This window comes from Ferdinandcohnia jepli (assembly GCF_047246645.1).
Taxonomy (GTDB): domain Bacteria; phylum Bacillota; class Bacilli; order Bacillales; family Bacillaceae_L; genus Ferdinandcohnia.
The window spans coordinates 101,202-127,847 of record NZ_JBFOKR010000014.1 but is presented as its reverse complement, the minus strand read 5'-3'; the positions used below and the strand labels follow the sequence as shown (position 1 = coordinate 127,847).

34 protein-coding genes are annotated in these 26,646 nt (G+C 36.7%); 17 read left to right on the top strand and 17 right to left on the bottom strand.

Going from position 1 to position 26,646, the window contains the following annotated elements; all coding sequences use genetic code 11:
• Positions 1-2: 2 nt before the first annotated feature.
• Positions 3-527 (bottom strand): cupredoxin domain-containing protein, encoded by a 525-nt coding sequence (locus AB3M96_RS16070; protein WP_412968648.1) that lies wholly within the window; start codon positions 525-527, stop codon positions 3-5.
• 384 nt (positions 528-911) lie between these two features.
• Here AB3M96_RS16070 and AB3M96_RS16065 point away from each other — a divergent pair, with 384 nt between their 5' ends.
• Together AB3M96_RS16065 and AB3M96_RS16060 are read left to right on the top strand one after the other, a co-directional pair.
• Positions 912-1,181, top strand: a complete 270-nt coding sequence (locus AB3M96_RS16065) for a nuclease-related domain-containing protein (protein ID WP_412968647.1) — start codon at positions 912-914, stop codon at positions 1,179-1,181.
• A 1,021-nt stretch (positions 1,182-2,202) separates the two neighbouring features.
• A complete protein-coding gene (locus AB3M96_RS16060; RefSeq protein ID WP_412968646.1) occupies positions 2,203-3,630 on the top strand; it encodes an amino acid permease in 1,428 nt (475 codons plus the stop codon).
• Between the two features lie 56 nt (positions 3,631-3,686).
• On the opposite strand, the gene AB3M96_RS16055 is transcribed toward AB3M96_RS16060, so the two are convergent.
• Together AB3M96_RS16055 and modB are read right to left on the bottom strand one after the other, a co-directional pair.
• Positions 3,687-3,869 (bottom strand): twin-arginine translocase TatA/TatE family subunit, encoded by a 183-nt coding sequence (locus tag AB3M96_RS16055; RefSeq protein ID WP_412968645.1) that lies wholly within the window; start codon positions 3,867-3,869, stop codon positions 3,687-3,689.
• Between the two features lie 243 nt (positions 3,870-4,112).
• Positions 4,113-4,766: a molybdate ABC transporter permease subunit gene (modB, locus tag AB3M96_RS16050; RefSeq protein WP_412968644.1), complete on the bottom strand. Its 654-nt coding sequence runs from the start codon at positions 4,764-4,766 to the stop codon at positions 4,113-4,115.
• Between the two features lie 176 nt (positions 4,767-4,942).
• On the opposite strand from modB, the gene AB3M96_RS16045 reads away from it, so the two are divergent.
• Complete coding sequence (locus AB3M96_RS16045; RefSeq protein WP_412968643.1) at positions 4,943-5,650, top strand: Crp/Fnr family transcriptional regulator; 708 nt, start codon at positions 4,943-4,945, stop codon at positions 5,648-5,650.
• A gap of 58 nt (positions 5,651-5,708) precedes the next feature.
• Here AB3M96_RS16045 and AB3M96_RS16040 read toward each other — a convergent pair whose 3' ends face one another.
• The 4 genes from AB3M96_RS16040 to AB3M96_RS16025 all read right to left on the bottom strand — a co-directional run bounded on the left by AB3M96_RS16040 (position 5,709) and on the right by AB3M96_RS16025 (position 8,452).
• Positions 5,709-6,833 carry a TIGR04053 family radical SAM/SPASM domain-containing protein gene (locus AB3M96_RS16040; RefSeq protein ID WP_412968642.1) on the bottom strand — a complete coding sequence of 375 codons (1,125 nt, stop codon included), beginning with the start codon at positions 6,831-6,833 and terminating at the stop codon, positions 5,709-5,711.
• A gap of 128 nt (positions 6,834-6,961) precedes the next feature.
• Positions 6,962-7,204 carry a DUF5316 domain-containing protein gene (locus AB3M96_RS16035; RefSeq protein ID WP_412968641.1) on the bottom strand — a complete coding sequence of 81 codons (243 nt, stop codon included), beginning with the start codon at positions 7,202-7,204 and terminating at the stop codon, positions 6,962-6,964.
• Positions 7,205-7,536: 332 nt separating this feature from the next.
• Positions 7,537-8,139 (bottom strand): molybdenum cofactor guanylyltransferase, encoded by a 603-nt coding sequence (locus AB3M96_RS16030; RefSeq protein WP_412968640.1) that lies wholly within the window; start codon positions 8,137-8,139, stop codon positions 7,537-7,539.
• Between the two features lie 82 nt (positions 8,140-8,221).
• Complete coding sequence (locus AB3M96_RS16025; protein ID WP_412968639.1) at positions 8,222-8,452, bottom strand: DUF2249 domain-containing protein; 231 nt, start codon at positions 8,450-8,452, stop codon at positions 8,222-8,224.
• Between the two features lie 149 nt (positions 8,453-8,601).
• Here AB3M96_RS16025 and AB3M96_RS16020 point away from each other — a divergent pair, with 149 nt between their 5' ends.
• The gene (locus tag AB3M96_RS16020; RefSeq protein WP_412968685.1) at positions 8,602-8,742 is read left to right on the top strand and encodes a hypothetical protein; all 141 of its coding nucleotides are present in this window, start codon (positions 8,602-8,604) and stop codon (positions 8,740-8,742) included.
• Positions 8,743-8,760: 18 nt separating this feature from the next.
• On the opposite strand, the gene AB3M96_RS16015 is transcribed toward AB3M96_RS16020, so the two are convergent.
• Together AB3M96_RS16015 and AB3M96_RS16010 are read right to left on the bottom strand one after the other, a co-directional pair.
• Positions 8,761-9,558, bottom strand: a complete 798-nt coding sequence (locus tag AB3M96_RS16015; RefSeq protein ID WP_412968638.1) for a hypothetical protein — start codon at positions 9,556-9,558, stop codon at positions 8,761-8,763.
• Positions 9,542-10,069, bottom strand: coding sequence for an RNA polymerase sigma factor (locus tag AB3M96_RS16010; protein ID WP_412968637.1), 528 nt, complete (start codon positions 10,067-10,069; stop codon positions 9,542-9,544). The genes AB3M96_RS16015 and AB3M96_RS16010 overlap by 17 nt, the downstream gene beginning before the upstream one ends.
• A 264-nt stretch (positions 10,070-10,333) precedes the next feature.
• Here AB3M96_RS16010 and AB3M96_RS16005 point away from each other — a divergent pair, with 264 nt between their 5' ends.
• The 6 genes from AB3M96_RS16005 (at position 10,334) to AB3M96_RS15980 (ending at position 13,513) form a co-directional block, all read left to right on the top strand.
• Positions 10,334-11,023 (top strand): Crp/Fnr family transcriptional regulator, encoded by a 690-nt coding sequence (locus AB3M96_RS16005; protein WP_412968636.1) that lies wholly within the window; start codon positions 10,334-10,336, stop codon positions 11,021-11,023.
• 80 nt (positions 11,024-11,103) lie between these two features.
• Positions 11,104-11,355 (top strand): DUF2249 domain-containing protein, encoded by a 252-nt coding sequence (locus AB3M96_RS16000; protein WP_412968635.1) that lies wholly within the window; start codon positions 11,104-11,106, stop codon positions 11,353-11,355.
• Positions 11,352-11,558: a DUF2249 domain-containing protein gene (locus tag AB3M96_RS15995; RefSeq protein WP_412968634.1), complete on the top strand. Its 207-nt coding sequence runs from the start codon at positions 11,352-11,354 to the stop codon at positions 11,556-11,558. Before AB3M96_RS16000 ends, AB3M96_RS15995 begins: the two co-directional genes overlap by 4 nt.
• Positions 11,559-11,573: 15 nt before the next feature.
• Positions 11,574-12,815, top strand: coding sequence for a hypothetical protein (locus AB3M96_RS15990; RefSeq protein ID WP_412968633.1), 1,242 nt, complete (start codon positions 11,574-11,576; stop codon positions 12,813-12,815).
• Between the two features lie 14 nt (positions 12,816-12,829).
• Positions 12,830-13,129 carry a metal-sulfur cluster assembly factor gene (locus tag AB3M96_RS15985; RefSeq protein WP_412968632.1) on the top strand — a complete coding sequence of 100 codons (300 nt, stop codon included), beginning with the start codon at positions 12,830-12,832 and terminating at the stop codon, positions 13,127-13,129.
• Positions 13,130-13,204: 75 nt separating this feature from the next.
• Positions 13,205-13,513, top strand: coding sequence for a metal-sulfur cluster assembly factor (locus AB3M96_RS15980; RefSeq protein WP_412968631.1), 309 nt, complete (start codon positions 13,205-13,207; stop codon positions 13,511-13,513).
• 53 nt (positions 13,514-13,566) lie between these two features.
• On the opposite strand, the gene yjfP is transcribed toward AB3M96_RS15980, so the two are convergent.
• Complete coding sequence (yjfP, locus tag AB3M96_RS15975; RefSeq protein ID WP_412968630.1) at positions 13,567-14,331, bottom strand: esterase; 765 nt, start codon at positions 14,329-14,331, stop codon at positions 13,567-13,569.
• Positions 14,332-14,546: 215 nt separating this feature from the next.
• Here yjfP and AB3M96_RS15970 point away from each other — a divergent pair, with 215 nt between their 5' ends.
• The 3 genes from AB3M96_RS15970 to AB3M96_RS15960 all read left to right on the top strand — a co-directional run bounded on the left by AB3M96_RS15970 (position 14,547) and on the right by AB3M96_RS15960 (position 16,336).
• A complete protein-coding gene (locus AB3M96_RS15970) occupies positions 14,547-15,365 on the top strand; it encodes a Cof-type HAD-IIB family hydrolase (protein WP_412968629.1) in 819 nt (272 codons plus the stop codon).
• A gap of 619 nt (positions 15,366-15,984) precedes the next feature.
• Positions 15,985-16,134 (top strand): competence protein, encoded by a 150-nt coding sequence (locus tag AB3M96_RS15965; RefSeq protein ID WP_412968628.1) that lies wholly within the window; start codon positions 15,985-15,987, stop codon positions 16,132-16,134.
• Between the two features lies 1 nt (position 16,135).
• The gene (locus tag AB3M96_RS15960) at positions 16,136-16,336 is read left to right on the top strand and encodes a DUF3813 domain-containing protein (RefSeq protein ID WP_412968627.1); all 201 of its coding nucleotides are present in this window, start codon (positions 16,136-16,138) and stop codon (positions 16,334-16,336) included.
• Between the two features lie 97 nt (positions 16,337-16,433).
• On the opposite strand, the gene AB3M96_RS15955 is transcribed toward AB3M96_RS15960, so the two are convergent.
• Together AB3M96_RS15955 and AB3M96_RS15950 are read right to left on the bottom strand one after the other, a co-directional pair.
• Positions 16,434-17,303: a BsuPI-related putative proteinase inhibitor gene (locus AB3M96_RS15955; RefSeq protein ID WP_412968626.1), complete on the bottom strand. Its 870-nt coding sequence runs from the start codon at positions 17,301-17,303 to the stop codon at positions 16,434-16,436.
• A gap of 46 nt (positions 17,304-17,349) precedes the next feature.
• The gene (locus AB3M96_RS15950) at positions 17,350-18,195 is read right to left on the bottom strand and encodes a YitT family protein (RefSeq protein ID WP_412968625.1); all 846 of its coding nucleotides are present in this window, start codon (positions 18,193-18,195) and stop codon (positions 17,350-17,352) included.
• Positions 18,196-18,447: 252 nt separating this feature from the next.
• Between AB3M96_RS15950 and AB3M96_RS15945 the strand changes: the two genes are divergently transcribed.
• Positions 18,448-19,311 carry a DegV family protein gene (locus AB3M96_RS15945; protein WP_412968624.1) on the top strand — a complete coding sequence of 288 codons (864 nt, stop codon included), beginning with the start codon at positions 18,448-18,450 and terminating at the stop codon, positions 19,309-19,311.
• A 62-nt stretch (positions 19,312-19,373) separates the two neighbouring features.
• The gene (locus AB3M96_RS15940; RefSeq protein ID WP_412968623.1) at positions 19,374-19,505 is read left to right on the top strand and encodes a DUF3941 domain-containing protein; all 132 of its coding nucleotides are present in this window, start codon (positions 19,374-19,376) and stop codon (positions 19,503-19,505) included.
• Positions 19,506-19,549: 44 nt separating this feature from the next.
• On the opposite strand, the gene AB3M96_RS15935 is transcribed toward AB3M96_RS15940, so the two are convergent.
• Entirely contained in the window at positions 19,550-20,410 is an 861-nt protein-coding gene (locus AB3M96_RS15935; protein ID WP_412968622.1) for a CvfB family protein, read from the bottom strand.
• A 185-nt stretch (positions 20,411-20,595) separates the two neighbouring features.
• Between AB3M96_RS15935 and AB3M96_RS15930 the strand changes: the two genes are divergently transcribed.
• Complete coding sequence (locus AB3M96_RS15930; RefSeq protein WP_412968621.1) at positions 20,596-21,087, top strand: YajQ family cyclic di-GMP-binding protein; 492 nt, start codon at positions 20,596-20,598, stop codon at positions 21,085-21,087.
• Positions 21,088-21,125: 38 nt separating this feature from the next.
• Here AB3M96_RS15930 and AB3M96_RS15925 read toward each other — a convergent pair whose 3' ends face one another.
• The 3 genes from AB3M96_RS15925 to AB3M96_RS15915 are packed head-to-tail and all read right to left on the bottom strand — an operon-like array spanning position 21,126 to position 23,924.
• Positions 21,126-21,566, bottom strand: a complete 441-nt coding sequence (locus AB3M96_RS15925; RefSeq protein ID WP_412968620.1) for a YtoQ family protein — start codon at positions 21,564-21,566, stop codon at positions 21,126-21,128.
• Between the two features lie 15 nt (positions 21,567-21,581).
• A complete protein-coding gene (locus AB3M96_RS15920; protein WP_412968619.1) occupies positions 21,582-22,091 on the bottom strand; it encodes a GNAT family N-acetyltransferase in 510 nt (169 codons plus the stop codon).
• Positions 22,092-22,103: 12 nt separating this feature from the next.
• Positions 22,104-23,924, bottom strand: a complete 1,821-nt coding sequence (locus tag AB3M96_RS15915) for a S9 family peptidase (protein ID WP_412968618.1) — start codon at positions 23,922-23,924, stop codon at positions 22,104-22,106.
• Between the two features lie 195 nt (positions 23,925-24,119).
• On the opposite strand from AB3M96_RS15915, the gene AB3M96_RS15910 reads away from it, so the two are divergent.
• Entirely contained in the window at positions 24,120-24,995 is an 876-nt protein-coding gene (locus tag AB3M96_RS15910) for an SDR family oxidoreductase (protein WP_412968617.1), read from the top strand.
• 178 nt (positions 24,996-25,173) lie between these two features.
• Here the strand turns inward: AB3M96_RS15910 and AB3M96_RS15905 are convergent, their stop codons facing one another.
• Positions 25,174-26,583 (bottom strand): alpha-amylase family glycosyl hydrolase, encoded by a 1,410-nt coding sequence (locus AB3M96_RS15905; protein ID WP_412968616.1) that lies wholly within the window; start codon positions 26,581-26,583, stop codon positions 25,174-25,176.
• Positions 26,584-26,646 lie beyond the last annotated feature (63 nt).

Below are 26,646 nucleotides of genomic sequence, written 5' to 3'. Positions count from 1 at the left end.
ACTTAATTAGTCACCGTTATTTCACCAATCATTAAATGATGGCCTAACCCGCAGTATTCCATGCAAAGAATCTGATAGGTACCTGGCTCTGTAAATGTATAATAAACATTATTTGTATACTCAGGCATCGCTTGTGTTTGAGCTAATAGATTCATATCCTTGTCATAAATGCCAAATCCATGATTCACGTCATTACTCGTAATATGAAATTCTACCGGCTCTCCAACCTTGAACTCTCTTTGACTCATATTCCAACCAAACTGAATCGCTGAAACATCAACGATAACTGGATTTTCATCCTCACCATATACCGGTCTCTCAAATGGTAGATCAGACAATGTAAAATAAGTAACTGTCCCCATTGATAGCAAAAGTACCGCAAAATAAACATTTCGAAAACGGTACCATTTCTTCTGAATCCCTTCATATTCCTTCCTTCTCCCTGTATTCAAAACAACAAATAGAAAAACAAATAAAATAAATACCATTAATATCAATGACACATACCAAGCAGCTGTTTGGTACAAAGAAATCCCTCCTAAATAACAATGAAATATTTCCTCTCTAAGCTTGTCATATTCCTGGAAATCAAATCTGTTAAGTTGGTCACATTTTTATAAAAAGTTCGGAAATTGGGGTTGCTTTTTTATGTTATGGTGGAAAGGAAGTTTCTGTTTATGTGAATAAAAGATTAGTAATTTGAGTTGGAATAAGGATGTGATATTTTGAAAGTTCCAAAGGTTGCAGTTTGCATGACCAATTAATTTGACAAAGGATGTGTTGTTTTGAAAGTTCCAAAGGTTGGCAGTTTGCATGACCAATTTTAATTTCACAAAGGATGTGTTGTTTTGATTATTAAACCCCGATTTGAACCTCCAGAATAAGTGCTACTTCGCTCTCTTCGTTCTCGAATGGTATTATCTGAGAAATACCCAAGAAAATATGTGACTGCTGAAAAAGGCTATCAAGGTGAAGTGCTGTTTGATCAAATGATGCAAAGCCTCTCAATTGAACACCTCATTTTAAATGACCTATTACTCGAAGTCGGCAACACTCACTTTCAGATTGACTCCCTTCTCATTAGACAAAATAAAATTCACCTCTACGATGTAAAGAATTTTGAAGGCGACTATTACTTAGAAGGTGACAAGCTTTTTACCAGTTCCGGTACAGAAATTTAGAACCCCTTGCTTCAGTTACAGCATAGTCAATCCCTTTTTAGACAACTACTACAGCAGCTTAATGTGAACTTTCAAGTCGATGGATCGCTCGTTTTCGTAAATCCCGATTTCTATCTCTATCAAGCACCATTAGACCTTCCAGTTATTTTTCCATCTCAAATAAAACGCTTTTTGGACAATCTAAATATGCGGCCTTCGAAACTATCAGGTAAGCACCAACGGTTGGCCGAGCAACTACTGCCTTTGCATATTGAAAATCACCTTTTTTACAATTGCCTGAGTATACGTTTGAGGCGTTAGAAAAAGGCATTTTGTGTGGGTGTGGGGGATTTATGGAGAAATATAATCAATATAAATTGGTGTGTAGGAAGTGTGGGGCTTTCGAAAGTAATGAATCTTATCTTTTGAGAACCGTGGAAGAGTTGCGCCTACTATTTCCAGGTAGGAAAATAACAACAACTGATGTATTTGTGTTTTGTAGGGTTTTTGATTATAAAAGAACTATTTTAAAGGTACTTTCAAAAAACTATCACCTTAAACAAGAAGGCAAAAAATCCTATTTTGTGAGGTTTGCAGATTAAAGTATTTATAAAAACTCGGGTCTGCTCTTTCAGGTGGCGCTTCAACTACTTTTGCCTTGAGCACCACTCGATTCTTACTCTTTCGGGTGGTGCATAGTCTTCTTTTACCTGGAGCACCTCTCGTATCTTGCTCTTCCGGGCGGTGCTTCCACTGTATTTGCCTAGAGCACCACCCGCTTCTCTCTCTTTCGGGTGGTGCTTCCACTAATTTTCCTTAGAGCACCACTCGCATCCTCCTCTTTCGGGTGATGCTTCGTGTCTATTATTCCCTCGAGCGCCACCCGTATCTACTCGATGTACTAAGCTACCTACACTATTCTGTTCTATAGATGAATAACCCCAATTCTCTCCTAGCATAATAAAGCTATGGCAAACTTTGGCACCTTAGAATTTTCAAAGGAACACATAAGGTACAGTGTTTTTTAGAGAGGACTATTTACATGAATCAAACAAAAAGTTTAGGTATATGGTTATTGACTGCGTTAGTAGTTGGAAATATGGTGGGGTCAGGGATCTTTATGCTCCCACGTACATTAGCAGAAGTTGCAAGCCCTGCAGGGGTTTTACTTGCATGGGGATTAACCGGGGCAGGTGTTTTGGCAACTGCCTTAGTATTTGGAAATTTAATTATTCGGAAACCTAATTTAACAGGGGGACCACAAATCTATGCAAAAGAGCTTTTTAAAACAGGGTCACATGCTTCTATTTTTTCTGGTTTTATTTCTTCTTGGGGATATTGGATCGGGAACTTTTCGGGTAATGTTGCAATCGTCACAACATTTGCAAGTTATTTGTCGACTTTCTTCCCTATCCTAACAAGTCAAAGAAATCTGTTTACTGTAGGAAATTTTTCCTTAAAAGTGGGTAACACCCTGATTTTCATTGTCTGTACTCTTTTACTCTGGGGGACTCATTACATTATACTTCAAGGAATTGGGAGTGCGGGAAAACTAAACTTTATAGCAACGGCAGCAAAAGTTATTGGGTTTTTACTATTTATTATTATTGGTTTGTTTGCCTTTGAAAGAAGTAATATTGGTCCATTTGTTGCACCTAGGTTTAATGAAGCAGGTCAACCTATTGGGTTTCTAAGCCAAGTTAATAATGCTGCAGTTAGTACATTATGGGCATTTATCGGGGTCGAATCTGCTATGGTCTTTGCATCAAGGGCTAAACGGGAAATTGATGTAAAAAAAGCTACGATACTTGGACTTTTACTGGCCCTTGCAATTTATCTTGCAATTAGTCTTTTAGTTATGGGAATGTTGAGCCAGGAACAGCTCATTTCCTCCGAAAAGCCTTTAATTGATGCGTTTGAGGCAGTTCTCGGTCCAATAGGAGCTAAGCTACTTGCGGGATTAGGACTAATTAGTCTTCTTGGTTCGACAATTGGGTGGATTATGCTTAGTGCAGAGGTACCCTATCAAGCTGCAAAACAAGGCTTGTTTTTGCCGGCCTTTTTAAAAGAAAATAAAAATGGTATCCCGACTTTTTCCTTGCTATTGTCCAACATATTAGGTCAAATTTTTATTTTTTCAACAATCTTTAGCACCATCTCTGCAGCCTTTGATTTTGTCATATATATTGCAACTTTGGCATACTTAATACCTTATTTCATTTCTTCAATTTTTCAAATTAAATTAGTTATTACTGGCGAAACATACGACCTTAATAATAGTGGTAGAAAAACTGATGGGGTAATCGCTTTTATTTCAACGATTTATTCAATATGCGTCATTATTGCAGGAACGGCAGACATAATTACTTTTACGTTGGGTATGGGACTTCTTTTGACTGGGGTATTCTTTTACCCAGGTGTTGTAAAATATGCAAGGAATAATCTTACTGCGAAAAAGGATGTAGACTAGATTTTGCAATATATTTTAGGATATAAAGAAGAGGGTATATCATACCCTCACCCTCATTACTTTATATCGTTTGCTTTCTTCTCTATTTCATCATCTTCCATGATGCCTTTTGTAGCACGTTTAAACTCTCGAAGTGTATTTCCAGCAGCTTTACCAAGCTCAGGAAGTTTTTTTGGACCAAAAATAAGTAATGCAAAAAATACGATTAATATTATCTCTCCCATGCCTAGGTTACCCATAAAAATTCCACCCAACTGAAAACTTTAATAATAACTGAACTTTATTTTATTCCTATATGACTTTAATTACAATCACTAAAATAACATTTATTTTTTCTCCCATTTTTGACGTCACCAAAATTAGAAAAACTCGGCGATTTGCCGAGCCTATAGGCTCAGCAGAGGCCAGTTTTCACTATTTTATGCTTTCCTATCTGCAAAAAAACACCCCAAAGGGTGCCACAAGTAAAAACAAACTCCAAGCTATTTTATCAAATAAGTACTCGCCAGCATTAAAAACGAGATAACAACTGTTGTAATTACCCACATCCATGCAAGATTCATGTTGCCGCTGTCGATGGCTACGTAGATAGCGGTAGGCAGGGTTTGAGTTTTTCCTGGTATGTTTCCGGCGAACATGAGGGTTGCGCCAAATTCCCCTAGTGCACGCGTAAAGCTTAGGATAAATCCGGTAATTATTGCTTTTATTGAAAGTGGTATGGATATGAGTAAAAACACTTTCCACTCATTGGCTCCGTCTACTCTTGCTGCTCCTTCGATGTCTATGTCGACTGATTGAAATCCTGTTTTTACTGATTGATACATAAGAGGGAATGCAACGACGGTTGATGCGATTACAGCCGCCCACCAGGTGAACATAATTGGTTGCCCAAATATTGCTTCTATCCCTTTACCAACTGCGCTGTTTCTACCAAAAAACACGATTAAGAAGAAGCCTACAACGGATGGTGGCAATACAAGTGGCAGCATTAGAATTGTTTCAACGAATAGTTTTCCGTTGAACCTTTTACGTGACATCCATCTTCCTACTACAAGGCCAAGTAATAAAACAATGATGCCTGCAGAAATTGCGACGGTTATTGAAAGTTTTATAGGTGACCAGAATAATTGTTCCATATATAGACCTCAATTGTTAGAAATTGTTCAAAATACCCTTCAGACCTTATGTACCAAAGGAAAATTCAGTTTCTACTAGATTCGCAGTGATTTTTCTCATTTTCAGTTCATTGACTAACATTATATTATCAATTTAAATCAAAGTATAGCATGAACTGCTCAGAAGGGTGGTACTTATGAACCAGGTTAAAACATATCAAAAGCCAACTCTTTCTACTGAATTGAATGAACTTTTGAAATCGGCCAATCAAGTCATTAAGATAAAAAAAGGTTCTTATTTATTTCAAGAGGGTATGGAAGCGACAGAGCTCTATCTTATTTTATCTGGTAAGGTACGGGTAAGTAAGGTAACATCTGACGGTAATGAGTTGTCTCTACGTATTTGTAGCCAAAGTGAAATTGTCGGGGAACTTACGTTATTTACTGATAGCCCAAAATACTTGTTTAATTGTTCTGTTTTAGAAGATAGTGAGGTTGCTGTTATTCAAAAAGATGCACTGGAGAAAAAGCTTTTTGAAAATACAAAGCTTGCTTTTGAATTTATGAAGTGGATGAGTGATCATTTTAGAAAAACACAAACGAAGTTTCGCGACCTCGTACTTTTAGGGAAAAAAGGTGCATTGTATTCAACACTTGTTCGAATGACGAATAGCTACGGTGTAAATACAGACAATGGAATCTTGATTAACCTTCATTTAACAAATCAAGAGCTTGCTAACTTTTGTGCGACCACCAGAGAAAGTGTAAATAGGATGTTGAATGAACTTAGAAGCAAAAAAATACTTTCCGTCTCAAGAGGATATATTACGATTCATGACCTCCAATATATTAAAAATGAGATTCATTGCGAAGATTGCCCGGTAAAATACTGTAGTATTGAATAAATTCATATTTCTGTCTCAAGTAAAAGGAGCTACCAATCATTCTGGTAGCTCCTTTCTTTTATGATAATGTCTTTTCTTTTTTACGAAGCGCCTCCGGAATGTAAACACAGAATGGTTCACTCTCCATATAGTCTCCAGTCATTGCATATGCACGTGAACGTGATCCACCACAAACATGTCTGAACTCACAAACTCCGCATTTCCCTTTATATTTATCGGGATTACGAAGGTCTTTAAAAATAGGTGACTCTCGGTATATTTCTGCTAATGGAGTGTCTCTTACATTCCCAGCCTTGATAGGCAGTAATCCACTTGGATACACGTCACCGATATGAGAGATGAACACAAACCCGTTGCCATCATTAACACCTTTTGGTGCTCTTCCTAAACCATCAAATTGGCCAGTCTTCCCTTGCATTAGAGCATCTTGATATTGAATTTGTTTTTCTTTCTCTTTTGTTTCACGCATTTTTGATTGAATAACAACTCGGCGGTAATGTTGAGCAGCCGTTGTTTTTATATCAAATTTCACACGTTTACTTAAGTCGTATAACCAACGGAATACTTGCTCATGTTCCACTGGTGAAATCATATCAGAGTCTTTTCCTCTACCTGTTGGTACTAGGAAAAATACACTCCATAACACACAATCTAAGTCTTCAACTAATTTTTCCATTTCTTCTAATACATGAATATTATAGCGTGAAATAACAGTATTGATTTGAATAGGAATTTCAAGCTCGTGTAAATATCTAATTGCATTCATTGTTAGTTCAAATGAGCCTTTTGTTCCACGGAAGTGGTCATGTATTTCTGCAGTCGGACCATCTAAACTGAATGCCCAACGTGCTAACCCAACTTCCTTCGCTTTTTCAATTGCTTCTTTAGTAACGTTTGGTGTTGCACTTGGCGTCATAGATACACGAACGCCTTTTTTAATTGCATAGTCTGCAATATCATATACATCAGGTCTCATCAGTGGATCTCCACCTGTGAATACGAGCATTGGATTGTTCATTTCGTAAATTTGATCTATTAAGTTCTTGCCTTCTTCAAATGATAATTCTCTTGGATCCCTTGTATATTGAGCTTCTGCACGGCAATGTAAACATTTTAATTGGCAAGCTCTTGTAAGTTCCCAAATTACTATAAATGGATCTTTATGAAAGTCTCTTTCAAACATGAGGCAAACCTCCTTTGATAATGTCCACATTTTAACACTATTACTGAGTGAGAAATGTGAGGCATATCACAGGTATAGGAGGAATTCAAAAATTGTTCAAATTTGCAAGGGTATGTTGCTAGAAGAAACTACACATGAATGAAGGTTAGCACTAATGCTACAAAAAGATTAGGAGCTCCTAAGAGGAAAAGAGCAAACGCATAGCGATTACGTTTTGTTCTTTCTATTTTATTTTCACTATAAAAGTTAGTTCTCATTCGGTCCCTACTGACAAATGAATCAGATACGATACCTGCGAGTAGGAAGCAAATGATTCCAATTGTCCCAGAAATAACGGAATACGGTTCAAATTCTTGAGTGGTAAATCCCATGATGAGCAAAGCCCCAGCAATAAAAATCCCTACTACGAAGCCTACCCTCAGATGACATCCCTCCCTCCAAAAGTATCGTGTATTGTTATTCTATAGGTTTTTTCAGCAAATTATGAGCAATTAGCTTGGTTTAATTAGGTATTACTTATAAAGAAAAAACCTGTAGAACAAATCTACAGGCGTGTATGCATGTGCATACGTTTAGATAGTGAGGAAACGTTTCCAACCTTATTCGAGTAAAATGAGGATAGAAACGGAAAAGGCTATCCTCCCCTCTAACTTGGTTGTAGCTTTATTATATTCGGTGTCGTATTTTCATGTTGTGAGGGATATCACATTTCATTTTGTTTTGCTTTTTCGTACTCACTTTGATGATTAATATTATCGAATTCTTTTCCATTCATACTTAGATCGCTATTTGTAACATACCGGACACTACAAGAATCTAATAAGAAACCCATTTTATACTGCCCCTGGTTTAATAATTTTTCAATTTTTTCTTTTACCCGATAATGGTAGAGTCCAATTAATGGTTGTGTTCTTCCGTCAATTACTGGTATTACTGCATCTATATTTTTCTCTAATGTAAAAGAAAGCATTTGTTCAATAAGTTGATTAGTTACAAAAGGTGTATCACATGGTAAAACAACATACCAGTTTCCCTTTTTTTGTGACATAGCAGTGAGAATACCAGCCAAAGGTCCATTCCCCTTATATTCAGGCAAATCCTCTATAATAGTAAAAGAAGTGTTTTCTTTAAACTTTTCGATTGTGGCTGGGTGACTTACAATAATAATGTCTTCCACAATTCCTTCCAGAGCCCCTTGTGCATGTTCAAAAAAGTACTTATTTTTAAGTTGAGCAAATGCCTTGTGAGTACCAAATCTTCTCGACTCTCCACCAGCGAGAATGATACCAATTCGTTTTTGTTCCAATCTCAAACATCCTTTAGTTTTTTCTCTATAGTAGCACGTAAAAAAAGAGACTACCAAATCGGTAGCCTCTTAGAATGCATTATTATTTCTTACCAATTGCAACTCGCCATACCTCAGGTCCTTCTTCAAGGTACTCCCAAGTGAATGAGTCACTACGCTCCATCATAAATTGATATTGTAATGGTCTTGGATCATGGTCATTTGTTAATTCCATTATTTCACCTGATTGAAGGCTATCGAATGTTCTAAAGATTGTTGGGTGCTTATCCTTTGGTGCGAAATCAGGTGCGTTTACTTTTGCTGCAAATACCATTTTGCATTCCTCCTAATGTTTTATGTGTTAATTGTACAAAGGTTTAATTCAATTTGTTGTGAAACTTATCACTATGTACATATGTTTTTTATCATACGCTTAAAAATCTATGAGATAATGTTAGTAAATCATAAATCGAGGTGGATCTATTGAAAGAACTAGTGGGAAACTGTTCTGATTGTGGAAAGGAGATTTATTGTTTAGAAGGCTTTATTAACGGTGTTGTTTCTGATGATAAAAAAGAGCTTCGGTGCTTTGTGTGCGCAGATAGTGAAACCAAAAATAAGTAGGATTTCTCCTACTTATTTTTAATATTCGGCATCGAAATTAAACAGCTTTGCTAGTTCGATAATTTCTTTTTTAATAGCTTCATTATCATTAAAAGTAACCCACTCCATTTGATTGCTATAAAGTCTATATATATATTTTTCAGTTACTATTGAAAGTTTAACTCCCCCGTATTCTTTTTCAGTTGCAGGTTCTTGTAGAACAGCTCGTTTGTTTCCAATTCTTATTTCTTTTGTTTTATATGTTTCAGTAGGGTATTTATCATGATTCAGTTGCAACCTAATTGCTTCCTCAATGGAACCACTCTCGTTACTTTGAGTATCTATTGATACAAATCTTCCGGGAGTAGTTGTTGCATAGGTGACAGACATATTTAAATGGGTATTATCATAATGGCTCACATAAATTCCTTCTGTTTTCCCTAATAATGAATCTATACTTTTTTCTGGCTCGGTAGGGAAAACGATATACTTCTCACCTTTTTCTGTTAATACTGGTATTTCAATGCCCGTCTCAAGCTGCTTATACTGAATTAAATCCCCAACTGCTTCCTTTCCATCTGTTGATTTAATAAGTTCACTTAAAGAGGTATATTCTATTACATTAGTTTGAACAGCTAGAAAAAATAAGAAACCAGCCAATAAAAAAGAACTAGCAGAGTATATAAAAGCCTTTTGAACCTTTTGTCTTCTATTAGATATTTCTATATCTCGCTTAACTTTTTCGCGGATAACCTGTGATCTTATCGTACTCCATTCCATTTCAAATTCTAATTTTTGAAGTGAACGATCTAATGAACTATTATTTTGTTTGCTCATGTATGTACCCCTCCTTCAATAACTCTTCTTCAAGAGCTGGCATTGCACGATTAAGTGTAGACTTGACTTTACTCTCTGACCAATTGAGTATTACTGAGGTTTCGGCGATTGAAAAGCCTTTTATTTTTCTCAATATAATTACTTCACGATACGTTTCCTTTAACCTCCCTAAGGCGCTATATAGTTCGTTCGAGTTCTCTTTTATTCGTAAAAAATGCTCTGGTGATGGTACGATTTCCTTTTTCAGAGTAAATACTTCTTTAAAAAGGCGAATGGGCTTATGCTTTCTCATATAATCTACCGTCACATTATGAGCAACACTAAACAGCCAGGTTTTCGGACTGGAATCCCGCTTAAAGGTATGATGAAATTTATAAGCTCTTACAAAAGTTTCATGGGTTAGATCTTCTGCTTGTTGATAATCTTTTACCATTAATATGACAAATTTAAAAATCGTTTGATGGTACAAGGTATACCATTCCTCTATCTCATTCTCTCTGTAATTAGACAAACTGTATAATCCTCCTACAAATAAAATAAATTCTCTATTTAGACGGATGAAACAAATAAAAGTTGTGAATTTTATATATTTTTATCATATTTGAGGTTTAACAAATTTTAAAGACAGATAGACAAATTTGTCTAATTCATGAACAATAAGTTCATTTCTCCCTACTTATGATATAAATCACAGTCTCAAAATCTCAGATTGTTACAATTTACATAGTTTAAATGATGTTTTGAATAGCTTTGAATATTACGAGGAGTGATAGATATGGGAGTACATGCAATCCGAACACAACTAAAGGAAGTACCTATTTTTAGAGAATTAACTCCTGAAGAACTCGAACCAATTGTTGAAATTTCACAACCACGTTCATATAAATCGAAGATGTTTGTTTTTATGCAGGATGATCCCCTTGATCGAGTGTTTTTCATTCAATCAGGAAAAATTAAAATTTATAAATCGGATATGCACGGTAAGGAGCAAATTGTGTCTGTTTTAGAGGCTGGCGAAATGTTTCCTCATGCAGGTTTTTTCAGAAAAGGCGGATATCCTGCACATGCTGAGGTTATGGAGGAGACTACACTAATTGTAACTCCTATTGATAAATTTGAAGAAATCTTAATCTCTAATCCTGAGTTAAGTATAAAAATTTTCCGGGTACTTGGAGAAAAAATTATTGACCTTCAAAAGAGACTTGAAGAGCAAATATTACTTAATACCCAAGAACAAATCATTATGTTATTGCTACGTTTATGTCGCTCAAATGGTGAAAAGATAAATAATCGATTTAAGCTAACAACACAATTTACAAATCGAGAATTAGCGAACATGATTGGCACTACACGTGAATCTGTTAGCCGAACAATTAGTGTTTTAAAGAAAAAAGATATTGTAGAACTAACCGAAGATGGCTACTATTTGCTAGATCATATGCGACTTCATGATGAGATTTTTTAACACTTGTGATTCATGTCACATTCTTTACCGATGAAAATGATTATCATTAAGTTATAAAAAGTTCATTAGGAGGTTATATGATGGGACATTTAGAATATAAGGTTGTTGAGTTGGATGTTAGAGAAGATATAAAAAACAAACTGGAGCCCTTCCAAAAAATTATGGAGGCAATAAAAACATTAGAATCCGGTGATGTATTTATTTTACATGCACCTTTTAAACCAACTCCATTATTTACGGTTTTAAAGGCCAAAGGATTTACTAATGAAGCTGAGCAAATTGACAAAAAGCATTGGAAGGTTACCTTTACAAAAAGTGGTGTTCAGTTATGAAACTAGATAATCGTGGGCTTGAACCTCCCCAACCGATGATGAGAACATTAACAGCACTTGAGAAGTTAAATAAAGGTGACACATTAACCATAATTAATGATAGACGTCCAATGTTTTTGTATGAGCAGCTTGAGGAATTAGGCTATGCACATACAACTTCACCAAATGACGATGGCAGCTTTACCATTACGATTACAAAGTAAGGAGCTGCATGTAATATGATACCTCAATTATCGAATGAAACAGATATAAGGTTGCCACTTTCATTTATTATTTTTAGTGTTATTGCTTTTATCACTTCTCAAGTGATCCTACTGTTCAATGGACATATGGTAATCGAAGGGAATTTTAGAACCCCTTCTGTTCTATCAGCAGCTCATTTATTAATTCTTGGTTGGGCACTAATGGTTGCCATGGGTGCTATGTATCAGCTTGTTCCAGTTGCATTTCTAACACCAATTTGGAGTGAAAAATTCGGCTTTTTACAGTTTTGGGTAACAGCAGTTGGATTTGGTGGATTTGCCATTACTCTATCTTTTTCACCAACCGTGTCCATTTTTACAGGGGCTCTTGCTGTTTTAGGGATTCTGCTTTTCGTCTTCCAAATGTTCATGACAATGAAGAAACAAGCAACGAAAAATGTATTAACACTTTTCGTTGGAAGTGCTCTGTTGTGCTTGTTCATCACAATTACGCTAGGTATACTCATGATCACAAACATGGGAATGGGGTTAGCGAACTTTAACCATCTAGCTGTGTTAAAGAGCCATATCTTGTTAGGCGTTGCCGGGTGGTTTACTTTCTTAATCTTCGGTTTTTCTTATAAAATGGTACCGATGTTTTCGTTGGCACACGGCTTTTCAATGAAGCTTGCGAAATGGGTGTTTATTGTCTACGGACTTGGACTAATCACTACTATTGCTAGTTTTAGTAGTGATGTAACAGCGCTGTTCCAAGCCGGTATGGGGATCCTGTTTTTCGGTTTTGGATTATTCGCCTATCACATGTTTACAATCATAAAGGTTCGATTAAAGAAAAAGCTTGATAAACCGTTTATTTTCTCACTTATCGCAATTGCCCTTGGACTACTTTTACATCTGCTGGCAATGATACTTTCGTTCTTACCAGGTCATTACGAATTTTACGGTTATCTTATCTTTCTTTACATCTATTTATGGATCGCTAGTAGTATTCTTGGATATTTATATAAAATTATACCGTTTCTTTGGTGGACTCACCGCTATAGTAAGCTAATTGGAAAAAAGGATGTACCTACCTTGAAACAATTGATCGATGAAAAAATGACAGCACCAATTTTCTCAGGTTTCATCATCGGAGCAGTTGTTGTCATTCTAGCTATCATGTCAAAACAACTACTCATTTTTTCAATTGGGCAAAGTCTTGTAGTAGCATCTACTTTATTTTTTGGTTATACCGTTATTAAGGTGCTTTTCAAGTAAGGGGGAGAACAAAAATGGAATTAAGAGAAAAAATTTATGACCAATTAAAGCAGGTAATTGATCCTGAATTAAATATTAATGTTGTTGATTTAGGACTAATATATGAAGTGGATATTAAAGACAATAATAATGTTTATATCGAAATGACGTTAACGACTCCAGGCTGTCCTTTGCATGACAGTATAACAAGTGGTGTCAAACATTCTGTATCATATCTTGAGGAAGTAAATGATGTTGAAGTATTTATCGTCTGGCATCCGGCTTGGTCACCAGAAAGAATGAGTCCGGAAGCAATGAAACAATTAAGAGGATAGTAAGCACGGTATTTCACATTCGACATGTCTTTCGTTATACTAAAACTAAGCTATTCCTTGAAAGGAGTGTTTTAAATGGATGAAGCATTAAAAGAGAACATTATGGGGGCTCTTGAGCAGGTTAATGACCCTGAGCTAGGTATTGATATTGTTAATTTAGGCCTTGTTTACGACGTAGATATGAATAACGAGGGTGTTGTAACTGTTACAATGACGTTAACATCAATGGGCTGTCCTCTAGCAGGTACAATTGCAATGGACGTAAAACGAGTGTTATCTGACCTACCTGAAATCAAGGATGTTGATGTGAATATCGTTTGGAGTCCACCTTGGAACAAAGATATGATGAGTCGTTATGCAAAAATTGCATTAGGGGTAAGGTAATACGAAAAGCGTAATGTTGTAAAAAGACGTGTCCCCCGACACGTCTTTTCCTTTTATAAATGTTTTTTAAACCATTCAACTGATGCAAGTAGGCCTTCTCTTGTCACTTTATGGTCTGCAGCTGGATCAGCTATAAACTTTATGTTTTCCTGGTTTTCATACATTGATTTAACTCTTTGATAGAATTCATAGGTAAAATGGAAGGGTACCGTTTCATCCTTTTCACCATGCCAGAAAAGAAGCGGTCTGCCGCCTACTTTTTCAGGCTGCAAGCTTAAATCATATTTACGTAACACTTCGTATTTTTCTTCAAGTTCTTCATTTACAAATGGGATATCAACACCATGGCGTTTTAATTCTTCGATTTGCCCACGGCAAAAAGCTTCATAATAAGGGCTGCCCATTAAGCTGACAGCTACTTTTATCCACTCGTATTGGGTGAGTGCACCAAGTGTAACAATCCCTCCCATTGAAGTACCAGCTAAGCCAATCCTCGTTTCATCAATGAGCCCTTTTTCTTGTAACTCTTCCTTTATCTGATTAAGTTCTTCTATCTCATTTACAACGATATCCCAGAACTTAAAGTTCATTTCTCCTTCTGTTATATCACGTGCTCTCTCTCCATGATATGCGGCTTCTGGCAGTACTACACGGTAGCCTTCCTCAGCATATAAATAAGCATAGTGTAAATTATGTTCCTTTGCGCTGCCAAATCCATGAACAAATAAAATCACAGGCAGTTTTTCGTCCATTATGTTTTGTTGTGCGATGTGTAATACCGGAACATCAGCAAACTTTGTTTTTTCGATAATCACCATTTATGTTAAATCCCCTTTTATGTAATCTTCCTACAAATGTAGTTTACCACTCTCGTTGTGATTTTTGAAAAATTTGGCTTTATCATTGACGATTTTTTAAAATTCTGTTTTAGTAATAGAAAGGTGATGGCTAAGTAATACGGAAAAAGTTTAACTTTTTTCAATGCTTAGCAGTGGAGAAGTTTAATAAGATAACTTACAGCAAAGGGGATACTATGACAAAACAACATTTAATAGCACTTGATTTAGATGGTACATTACTAAAAGATAATAAAACAATTTCAAATCGGTCAAAGGAAGCGCTTTTCAAAGCGAAACAAGCTGGTCATATTGTTATGATTGCAACAGGTCGTCCGTTTCGTTCAAGTTCAATGTATTACAAAGAGCTTGGATTAAATACACCAATCGTCAATTTTAACGGTGCTTTTATACACCATCCTCTTGATCAAAACTGGGGTGTTTATCATGATACCCTTGACTTAAAGACGGTTAAGGAAATTGTTGAGATTGCGGATGAATTCAGAGTTAAAAACATATTGGCTGAAGTTATAGATGATGTGTATTTTCATTATCATGATGAAACATTACTTGATATTTTTGGTATGGGAGAGCCTAATATAGAGACAGGCGATTTACGGAAAATTTTAAAGCATGACCCTACATCAGTACTTATTCATCCTGAGGAAACCAATGTAGATCAAATACGAAAGTACCTTTCGGACGTACACGCAGCAGTAATTGACCATCGAAAATGGGCTGCACCATGGCATGTGATTGAAATCATTAAACTTGGATTAAACAAAGCAGTTGGTGTGCAAAAGGTTGCCGACTATTATAATATACCTACTGACCGAATTATAGCGTTCGGTGATGAAGATAATGACTTAGAAATGATTGAGCACGCTGGTCATGGGATTGCTATGGGGAATGCAATTGATGACTTAAAAAATATTGCTAAAGACGTCACTCTTTCAAACGAAGAAGATGGCATCGCCATTTATTTAGAAGAACTTTTAAATATTGGAAAAGACTAGAAAATCCGGCGATTGCCGAGCCTTTAGGCGACAGCAGAGCCGTATTGCACTTTTCCAGATAGGAAAGAATTTTATACTTTCCTATCTGCCAAGTAAGCGAACCAGCCATTGTGCTGGTCTTTTTAACGTTAGAAAGTATTAACATACAACATGTTTTTTACATGTCTAGCTCCAGCGCCTAGCCAGTTTTCCTATCTGAATAAGCTTCTGTGAGTATCTTGCGCAAAAGCTTTGCTTTTAAGCAACTCGAGGTCGCTTCACCCATCCTGCGGCGGCAACACTAAGGAATGGCTTCGTGAGCATAAGCATCGCAGAAAAATTGCTTTAGCAATTTTTAGAGCCTCCTCGTCAGGGTTCCGACGCACAGGATGTGCTAGTGCCGGCGTTGCCACAGGACGTGGCGACATTAGCCGGCCAGCGCTTGTCGGACTTGCACAGGATGTGCTGACATCGACGTTCGCCACAGGACGTGGCGGGTTTTTAGTCGATGTTCCTTTTTCAAAGGCGCTTGCGCTTTTATTATCAGAAATAATTACCTGATATATCCCCATCAATTTGTCAAACACTATAAATGGCGCACAAGCGCTTCTTTTAAAGCTGTTAAAGGGGGAGTATACGGATGGGTAGCAATAAATCAAAACGATTTGTTCATCAAGGTGCAGATGCAGTACAACAACACTCTCAGCGCTTTCCTTACCGTTCTACTTTAGCGGAAGCAGAAGAACAAAAGATGCGTAACGTCGAACAATCTTCACGTGGAGGAATATAACATGGGAAATATGTTATTTCAGAAAGCACGTGAAACTGTTGCACTTGCCAAACAAGCAAGCACAGGACAATCTGATATGTCATTCGAGGATGCTATCGGTGTTGCAAAGAACGCACTTTCTTCTGCTTACGCAAACTCGACAACAGCCGAAAAAGAACAGCTTCGCGAACTACAAAATGAACTTGATCAGCTGCAAAGTTAACTATTGCTGATTAAGCTAATAGCCATAATCTCCAGGCTAAAGATATTGTAGTTCAACCATTAAAATAGGGTCAGACACTGAAGTCTGACCCTATCCCCTATTGGAACTGTTGAAGTCTCGCGTGATATGAATTTGTAATAGCTCCATCTTTCGCACTTCTTTCATACAAATGAACGATAAGTGATCCATTCTCGGGAAACTTATCCTCTGGAATAGATAGCTTTATTTCAAAAGGAGACCATGCTGGTGCACCTTCATTCGCTTGCATTACCGTTTCTTTTATCACGTAATTATGGCCATCTTCTACTGAGTAGAAAAAGCTTCCTTCAAATACTCTGGCTTCACCAGTAACAATATACTCTCCATTCTCACCCATTACTTGGACATTTCTAAAAGCTGTGTTTGCTTCTGGGATTGTAAAACTTGACTCAGAAGTAAGTTGAGTGCCAGTTAATTCTTGCTGGTTTGTCTGTTTAGCAACTACTTGTGCAGTTACCTTATATTCACCAGCAGGAAGTCTTGTTCCGTCATTGGCATTGTAGTTCCATGCTTCTTCCCAAGTCTTTTCTTCTCCGGCTGCTAATTCCATTTCTTCTATTGCTTGAATGAATAGTTTATCAATTGAATAGCGATAGACTTCTTCATTATTTACATTGGTTACAACTAGTTCATATCTTTGTCCTGAGGTAAATGTCACTTTCACTGGAGCTTCACTAGTATTTTTTAACGATATTTTAAAAACAGCTTCGTTCTGTCCAGCATCAACAGACACACTCGTATTTAGCTTATCAACCACGTTCTCTTCAACCCCATTGTCCTCATTTTCTTCTACAGGAGTTTCTTCAGAATCAATGTTTTCTCCGTTCCCAGAATTAACTGGAACTGATTCTTCTGATGTTGCACCACACCCAGTAAAAACAAACATCCCCATTACTAATAGTATTACGATAAGTAGTCTTTTTTTCATGTTTGTCACCCCTTTACTATATCAGTCGTAGCTTTGGTTAAAAAAGTTACTGATCCTTACGGAAAAAACCAAATACACCTATGGTTTGCACAATATTAGTAAAAGCATGTGGATCTACCTCTTTTATCACTCTTTCTAAATCAAAGAGCTCATATCTAGTAACAACTATCATTAACATATTTTTGTCATCATTTGAGAAAGCCCCTTTTGCGGGGATTAGCGTTATTCCTCTAACTAGTTTGGAGTGAATTGCTTTTTTAAGTTCGTCGGCCTTTTTCGTTACAATCATAGCAGTCAGTTTTACATGGCTAGTATGGACTGTATCAATCACTCTTGTAGAGACATATAAGGATACCAGTGTATAAAGTGCCTTCTCCCATCCGTATAGTAGACCTGCAGTTAAAATAATTAATGCATTTAAAATAAAAAAATAAGTTCCAATAGGTTTATCTTTTTGTCTTGATAATACCATTGCTATAATATCAAGCCCGCCTGTGGAAGCACCCCATTTTAATGTAAGGCCAATACCAAGTGCTTGAATTACGCCTCCAAAAACGGCATTAAGTAAGATATCATTAGAAATTCGTTCAAGGGGTATGATAGATAAAAAGACGGTTGTTAAGGCAACTGATAGGAAACTGTATAGGGTAAAAGATTTACCTACCTTTCTCCAACCTAGTATTGCAACCGGGATATTTAATAGTAATAAAATGATCCCCATCGATATGTGGATTGCGGTATATTCTCCAAGGATTCGGAAAAGCAACTGAGCAATCCCTGTAAACCCTCCTGAATAAACATCAGCTGGAATTAAAAATAAATTAAGTCCTATCGCATTTAATAATGCACCAATAATAACAATTGCAATTTTTTTTATTTCGCTAAAAACCATTCCATACGTCCTCCTATGTTATCGTTCGTATTTAAGTTACCCAAAACGGCTCGAAAGAAATCTTTGGAAACCTCGATATTACAATAAAGATACACTTTTACGATAAACTTCCTCCGGTAACACAAAATTTACCCACAATTGTTGTAATTTTATCGATTACTAGATACACTTACGATAGACATATCATTTTATAACATTGAGCATTTATAGTATTTCTTTATAAAAATTTCTAATGAAAAAGAAGGTGAAGGTATGACTCTTAAAATTCTTACTGATAGTGGAAGCGACTTACCGCTACAATTTTTTAAGGATTATGATGTAACATTATTCTCTTTAGGAGTTCATCTAGACGGACAGGACTATGAAGATATAGCAACAATACATCCAGCTGAAGTGTTCAATGCAATGAGGGATGGGAAAGCGCCTAAAACTTCTCAGGTTTCTCCTCAACGCTTTAAAGATGTATTTACAGAATTAGCAAAAGAAAAGCAAGCTGGTTTATATATTGCCTTTTCATCTGAACTATCAGGTACATATCAAACTGCAGTTATGATGAGAGATGAAGTAAAGGAAGAATTTCCAGAATTAGATTTAACAATTATCGATACAAAATGTGCTTCTTTAGGACAAGGTCTTGTTGCAAAAGCTGCAGCAGAACTTGCAGCAAAGGGTGGTTCAAAGGAAGAAATAATTGAATTGGTAACCTTCTATATCAACCACATGGTTCACCTTTTCACTGTGGATGACCTTGAATATTTAGCTCGTGGTGGTCGCGTTAGCAAAGCTTCAGCATTTGTAGGCGGGTTATTAAATATTAAGCCAATTCTTAATGTTGAGGATGGAAAACTAATTCCTTTAGAAAAAATCCGTGGTAAAAAGAAAGTTGCTAAGCGAATCCTTGAACTAATGGAGGAACGTGGAAAAGATTTATCTCAGCAAACAATTGCGATTAGTCATGGTGATGTTGAGGGAGAAGCTCTTGAATATAAGCGCCTTTTTGAAGAAAAATTCGGTTGCAAATCAGTTTACATCAACATGATTGGTGCTGCAATTGGTTCGCATGCAGGTCCTGGTACAATTGCGATTTTCTTTTTAAACGAATTACCAAAAGCTTAAGCTAATAGTTTGAACACGACTGGAAAAGCTAATTTTGAAAGTACTGAAGGGAGTGTTCAACAATGCCTAAGACAAGTGATAATGATAAAAAAGCACAAGATAATAACGCATTACGCCATGAAAAGAACATGATGAGAGAAAAAAATCGTCAGCGTGGCAAGCATCAATATTCAAAGAAAACAGATCATTTATAATACCAATAGTAAGAGCATCGGGTTTAAATCCGATGCTCTTTTCATTAATCCTTTTTAAAATAGGTCCAGCCTTCCTCCTGGTACACTTTCCCTTCTTTCATAAGTTTACCAAGTGCCCGCTTGAAGGCTCCCTTACTCATATTGAACCGTGCCTGTATATCCTCTGCGTTACTTTTATCGGAATATGGCATTGCACCACCACGGCCCTCCATGTAAGAGTATAGTTTTTCTGCATCATCATCCATTACTTCATGGCCTCTACCTAGTAAAGATACATTTACAGAGCCATCCTCTTTTACATCAATAATTCTACCTTGAACTTTTTCACCTAGACGGGGTTCACGTTTCCTTTGACTTTCATGGATAAATCCTATGTAACCCTCATCACTGATAATAAAAGAACCTGCTAACAGCAAACGGTATACTGTACCGGATATATTTTTGTTAAACTCCTTACGAGTTGCCGGCTTTGCTAATGAGCGGATGATATCCTCGGTCGCAAGCTTACCAAACAGTCTTCCGTTTTTATCTGTTTTTAGTGAAACATACAGCTTGTCTCCCTTTTCTGGCCAAAGGTCCCATAGCTCATGAAGATCATCCTTTGAAACCAGGATATCTTTGTTTATTCCGATATTCACAAAGGCACCTAATTCATGCTTCACTTCAACTACTTCCGCCCAGTCATATGAATCTAGTTGAACTGTTGGAATCTTCATGGACGCAGCAAGTCGTCCTTGATGATCTTGAAACAAAAAGACAGTATGATCAGCGTCTTCGTCAAAATCCCCAATGATTTCATTTTTATGTAATAATACATCTTCTTCTCCATTTGTTAAAAAGTAACCGAACGGAGCATCTCTATCAACACGCAAAGTTACTACCGTACCTGGTATTAATTCATCCATTGTATTAAACCTTCCTTTTTCTGTACTCTAAAAAACTTACTTTACTTAGTATAGACGTTTATCACTAACATTTACTATATATTTTCTCAAAATAGCATATTACATCATAAATTAGGTGGAAAAAGTTGTTCAATTTGCTTACATTTACTATAATCAAGTCAAATATACTTTTTAGGAGGTACCCAATGTCAAAAGAGAGTTCATTTGATATTGTTTCAAAAGTTGATTTACCAGAGGTTACAAATGCGATTAGCATTGCTAAAAAGGAAATACAAACACGTTATGATTTTAAAGGAAGCAAAAGCGATATTTCCCTTGATAAAGAAGAGCTTGTGCTCATTTCAGACGATGAATACAAGCTTGAACAATTAAAAGATGTCTTGATTAGTAAAATGATTAAGCGTGGAGTTGCGACCAGAAATATCGATTATGGAAAAATTGAAAATGCTTCAGGTGGAACTGTTCGTCAACGTGCTAAGCTAATTCAGGGAATCGATAAGGAAAATGCAAAGAAAATTAATACGATTATTAAAAACAGTGGATTAAAAGTGAAGAGCCAGGTTCAGGATGATCAAGTTCGTGTAACCGGCAAAAACAGAGATGATCTGCAACAGATCATTGCAGCTATCCGCGGGGCAGACCTCCCAATTGATGTTCAATTTATTAATTATCGTTAAAATATACAAGCAGTGGGACAAGAGCCCACTGCTTTATTTTATTCAAATATATAGCTTAGTACATCTAATGCTTGGTCAACCGTTTCAACGGTAACATTAGCTTTATTAGAAAGTTCCTTAAGTGGATGAATGAGTGACTCAGGTCGTACTATAATGGTTGGTTTGTTCATTGTAATAGCAGCACTCGCGTCCATTGCTGTGTTCCATTGTTTATATTTTTCACCGAATAAAGCAATGACTACATCAGCTTTTTGTAGTAACACTTGAGTACGGAAATTATTAATGTCAGAGGCTGCATCATCTTTATAATAATTGCCTGGTTGTTTACCCAGTATTTCCTCACCGATATTATCTGAACGATCATGGTTTGTTTGTGGACCCACAAAGGTTAACGGTAACCCCTTTTCTTCTGCCTTTGCTTTTATATCCTCTCTCCAATTATCATGAATTTGTCCTGCTAAATATACAGTTATGTTCATAGCGTAAGCCTCCATTCATTTTACATATTGATACATTAAAATCTCGTCCTCATAATGTTCATCACTAAATTTCACAAAGTTTACTTTTCGGCCTTCCTCTTGGAATCCGAGTTTTTTATAGAGATGAATCGCTCGTTCATTATGTGAAAAGACTTCAAGGCATACTTTTTCTAACCCAGGTTCTGCTTTTGCCCATTCAAGTAAATATTCAAGTAATTTCCGACCAATTCCCTTATTACAATAGGCTTCTTGTATGCTAATTCCAAAATAGCCCAAATGAGAAAGTCTGACTTTTTTCGAGGTTTGAAAATTAGCACACCCGACGATGACTCCGTTTACTTCAGCAACAATTATTAGACTGCCGGGTTTTTGATGGCTCTCAATAAATTTTTCCTCTTGTTCTACCGTTACATTAAACTCTTCTAGTGCCGTTAACATAAATGTAGACTCAGATAACACGGTTTTCGTATGTGCAATAATTTGTTCTGCATCTTGTATTTCTGCTAGTCTTATTGTTACTTCCATCGCTACCTCCGCTTACAAGTATTGATTTAAAAACTCAACAATTTGTTGATAGCCTGTTATCCGGTTTTCCTTTTTCGTAAAGCCATGCCCTTCATCTGGGAATACCACATATTCGACAGGGACATTGTTTTTCCGTAAGGCTTCCACGATTTCATCTGATTCCACCTGTAAAACACGTGGATCATTTGAACCTTGTAAGACGATAAGAGGTTTATTGATTTTATCTGCATGGAACAGTGGCGAAATACTGCGAATATAATCCGTTTGGGTATAAGGATTTCCTAGTTTCTTATACAATGCATCTCGCATTGATTCCCACCATGCAGGTATGCTTTTTAAGGTACGTTCCCAGTTAGAGACCCCAAAAATGTCTACCCCTACCTTAAATTCATCCGGCCTAAATGCTAAGGCAGCTAGTACCATATATCCTCCATAACTTCCACCGATAATTCCGATTCTTTCTGAATCAATATAATCTTGGTTGTTTAAAAAAGTCTTAGCTGCAACACAATCTGCCAAGTCAACTTCCCCGTGTTTTAAATCTGCAGCTTTAAAGAAGGTCTTACCATAGCCAGAACTTCCCCGATTGTTTACCGCGATAACAGCATATCCATGATTAACGATGTATTGAAACATAGGATTATAATTCGTTGTTGATTGTCCACCTGGGCCGCCATGTACAAATACAAGTGCAGGTACTTTTTCTCCTTCTGCTACATGAGGTCTGTAGTATATAGCTGGAATTTCTAAACCATCAAATGAAGGGTATCTAATCACTTCCGCTTTTACCAAGTCCTCTGGAATTATTTCAGGGTTAAGAGTATCTGTAAGTCTCGTCAAACTATCAGTTTTTAGACTATAGACATATAAATTGTCCGGAGAATGTGAGCTGCTAATCATTAAACTGATAAAATCTTCGTTTTTTGATATTTTTAAGGATGTTATTTGTCCCTCTGGGATACCTTGAAGAACAACAGGCGTGTTTGTGTCTTGGTTAATGACCTTCATTTCACTACTTGCATCCTTATTAGTTCGATAAACTAGATAGGAATAGCGAGGTGAAAAAGTTGCAAATTCAATATCCCAATTATCTTTTGCTACTACTTCATGGTGTCCGCTTACCAAGTTATATTTTTTCAAGTGTAAAAATTCGGTGTCTTCATCAGTTACATAATATAACTCTGTGCAGTCTGCATTGAACATTTGTGGAATGTATTGAACATCTCCCTCCACTTTTACAATGTCAGTCACGGTCTTTGTTGAGACGTTATAAAGAAACATGTCAGATTTATTAGAGTTACTTATTTTACGTAACGCTATTAGGTTTTTATCTGGTGATATTGCCGAAAATTCATAGCCTTCATCATTTTGGAAAAGCAGTGTTGAACTGTAGTCTTCAATTGACATTTCATAGACGTCCATGTAACTGGGATTTCGCTTATTTGAACCGTAATAAAAGCTCTTTTCGTCTTTGCTCCATCCATAAAAAAGTGCACGTTCCTGCTCACCTGGGGTTACATCCCGAACACTGCCGTCTTCTTCACGTACAAAAATATGGAGGATTTCATTTCCACCCTTGTCACTTAAATAAAGGATCCGCTGATCATTTGGAAAATACGAAACTGCATATATAGCATCATCAGTAGAATTTGTTAATTGAACGGAGGAACCATCATTTATTCCGATTGAAAATGCGTTAAAAATTCCTGTTTTATTGCTAGAATATAAGATCCTTTCAGCGTTATATGATATTGAATTATACATAATAGACTCTGTATTGATAAATTGCTCAATAGTGTATTTCTTTACTGTCCTTTGCGTTTTTTCTGTCATTCAAACAACCCCTTTTATGTAATACTACCTATTTATTTATATTCTGTATGAACCTTCTAAATCCTTTGAAAAATTTTTCTGGGGTTCTAATTAGGAAAATTAATCTACTTTTCAGTTGCTCATGTATATTCCTATTGGTTTTATTAGAAATTAATTAATATGGGCTTTAATATTATCGTTTAGGAGGAAGATGAAATGAGTAATAACCAACAATCAAATCAAAAGAATGTTCTTCCACCCCAGCATCAAGACCAACAACCAGGACTAGAATCGGAGATGCATCCAAAACCGATTTCAGAAGATAGAACATATAGTGGTAGCAATAAACTTAAAGATAAAGTAGCCATTATTACTGGTGGTGACAGTGGGATTGGAAAAGCAGCTGGGATCTATTTTGCAAAGGAAGGCGCAAATGTTGTCATAGTCTATTTAAACGAACATGAAGATGCAAAGGAAACAAAGCGACAAATCGAAGAAGAAGGACAAAACTGCCTATTATTAGCCGGAGATATTGGTGATGAAGAGTTTTGTAAGCAGATCATTCAGAAGACAATTGATACGTTTGGAAAACTTGATATTCTAGTTAATAATGCTGCCGAACAGCACCCTCAGAAGAGTTTGGAGGATATTAGTTCTGAGCAACTGGAACGTACTTTCCGGACGAATATCTTCTCCTATTTTTATTTAACAAAGGCAGCATTACCATATCTTAAACAAGGAAGTGCAATTATCAATACAGCTTCAGTTACTGCTTATAAAGGGAATAAACAGCTACTTGATTACTCTTCAACAAAAGGCGCAGTGGTGTCCTTTACACGTTCACTGTCAGCACAATTAGTAGGTAAAGGGATTCGCGTAAATGGTGTTGCACCAGGTCCAATCTGGACACCACTTATCCCATCAACCTTTACTAGTGACCAAGTTGCCAAATTCGGTGCAACAACACCAATGAAACGCCCAGGCCAACCTGAAGAAGTAGCACCATCCTACGTCTTCCTAGCAAGCGACGACTCATCTTACATGACAGGCCAAATCCTCCACATAAACGGCGGCGAAATCGTAAACGGGTAGGTAAAGTGTCCGCCTGGAGAGGACACTTGTCTTTTCGTGGTGCCTGACACCACAGGTGGACATTTGTGTTTTTGCGGTGCCTGACACCACAGGTGGACATTTGTGTTTTTGCGGTGCCTGTCACCGCAAAAACACAATAAAGTAGCACCACCCTCTGGGTGGTGCTTGCGTTATGCGCTTATTCTGGTTTTGGGTTGTTACCGTGTCTTTTTTTGTTTAGGTAGATGAATCCTATCATGAGTAGCGGCACAATGAATACTGCTAGAAATAATGAGTAATTGATTTTGGTGCTGTTTTGAACCAGGTACACTTCTGCTGCATCTCGTTCAACTACAACATTAAATTCGTCATCAACAGGTCTTACAAGATCTTCCGTTAGAAGACCTTTTAGTTCTTTATCTTTACCTATTTGTTCGCTTGAGAATGTAAACTTCTGAGCTTTTAATGTATTATTAATTGCAACGTAAGCCGTCTCACCCTCATACTCACGTTTGAAGAGTAACATGCCACCTTCGTTTGCAATAACTTCGAACGTTCCCTTAGTTAGTGCCGGTATCGATGTTCTTACTTTTGATAATAACGTAATATACTCAACAAGCTCCTGGTCAGTCCGGAAATCCATTAATCCGCTATTTGCAGGTGGTTCTGCTCCATTTAGCGCAATTTCTGTACCATAATATACAATTGGTATCCCCGGTGCTGTGTACATATAAGTTAAGCCAAGTTTAATTCGTGGGGCCGGATGTTCGTTTTCTTCTGTCGATAAATAGGTAAATCGCATGGTATCTTGATTATCCATAAAAGTTAACAACCTATTTGGGTTCTTGTAATCTTGGCTCAATTGGTCCCAATTGGCCTCCAGATTCTCAAAGCCTTGATTCGGAATACTAAAGCTTGTAACACCTTGGTACAGTAAGTTATTAAAGAACAAATCAACGCCTGCGTCTTTAAACTGAGATAAATGAGTCTCTACCTTGCCCGCTTGTTGTCCAATTACTATAAAGTTCTCTTTAACTGTTTTTACTGATTCTGAAAGTTTTGCTATGACCCCTTCTTCCATGCCATCAGTAATATCAAGTTTATATCCATCAATATCTGCTTCCTGAATCCATTTCTGTGCAACTTCGAGCATTTCTCCTTGATTAAGAGGAGTTCCATTAACTGAACGTAATCCCAGATCAAGAATAACCTTCATATTCTTTTTATGTGCCTGTGTTGTAAGCTCTTTTAAATCCTCAATTGTTCCAAAATGTTCTTCTAACTCGGTATAATTTTCAATATTATATCCGTTATATCCATCAGCTCCGTTATTAAATATCGGAGTTAATAGTATAGATGTAAAGCCCATTTCTTTAATATAGTCGAGTTTATCAGTAATACCCTTCAGGTCTCCACCTTGATATGCGACCGGATTTGTATGATCTACATCAGCATCATTGGATGTATCACCATTGTTAAAGCGGTCAACCATAATAAAATATATCGATTCCTCTTCAAAACTTCTCTCTTCTACCTGATCCGCATGAACCGGAAAAGCAGAAAAGAGTAGTAATGTAAGAAGCATTAAACCTATCACTTGCTTTTGCATCTCCAAACTCCTACCTTCTATGTAATTATCCTTATTTAAGGTAACCCTTTCTTTCTTAAAAAG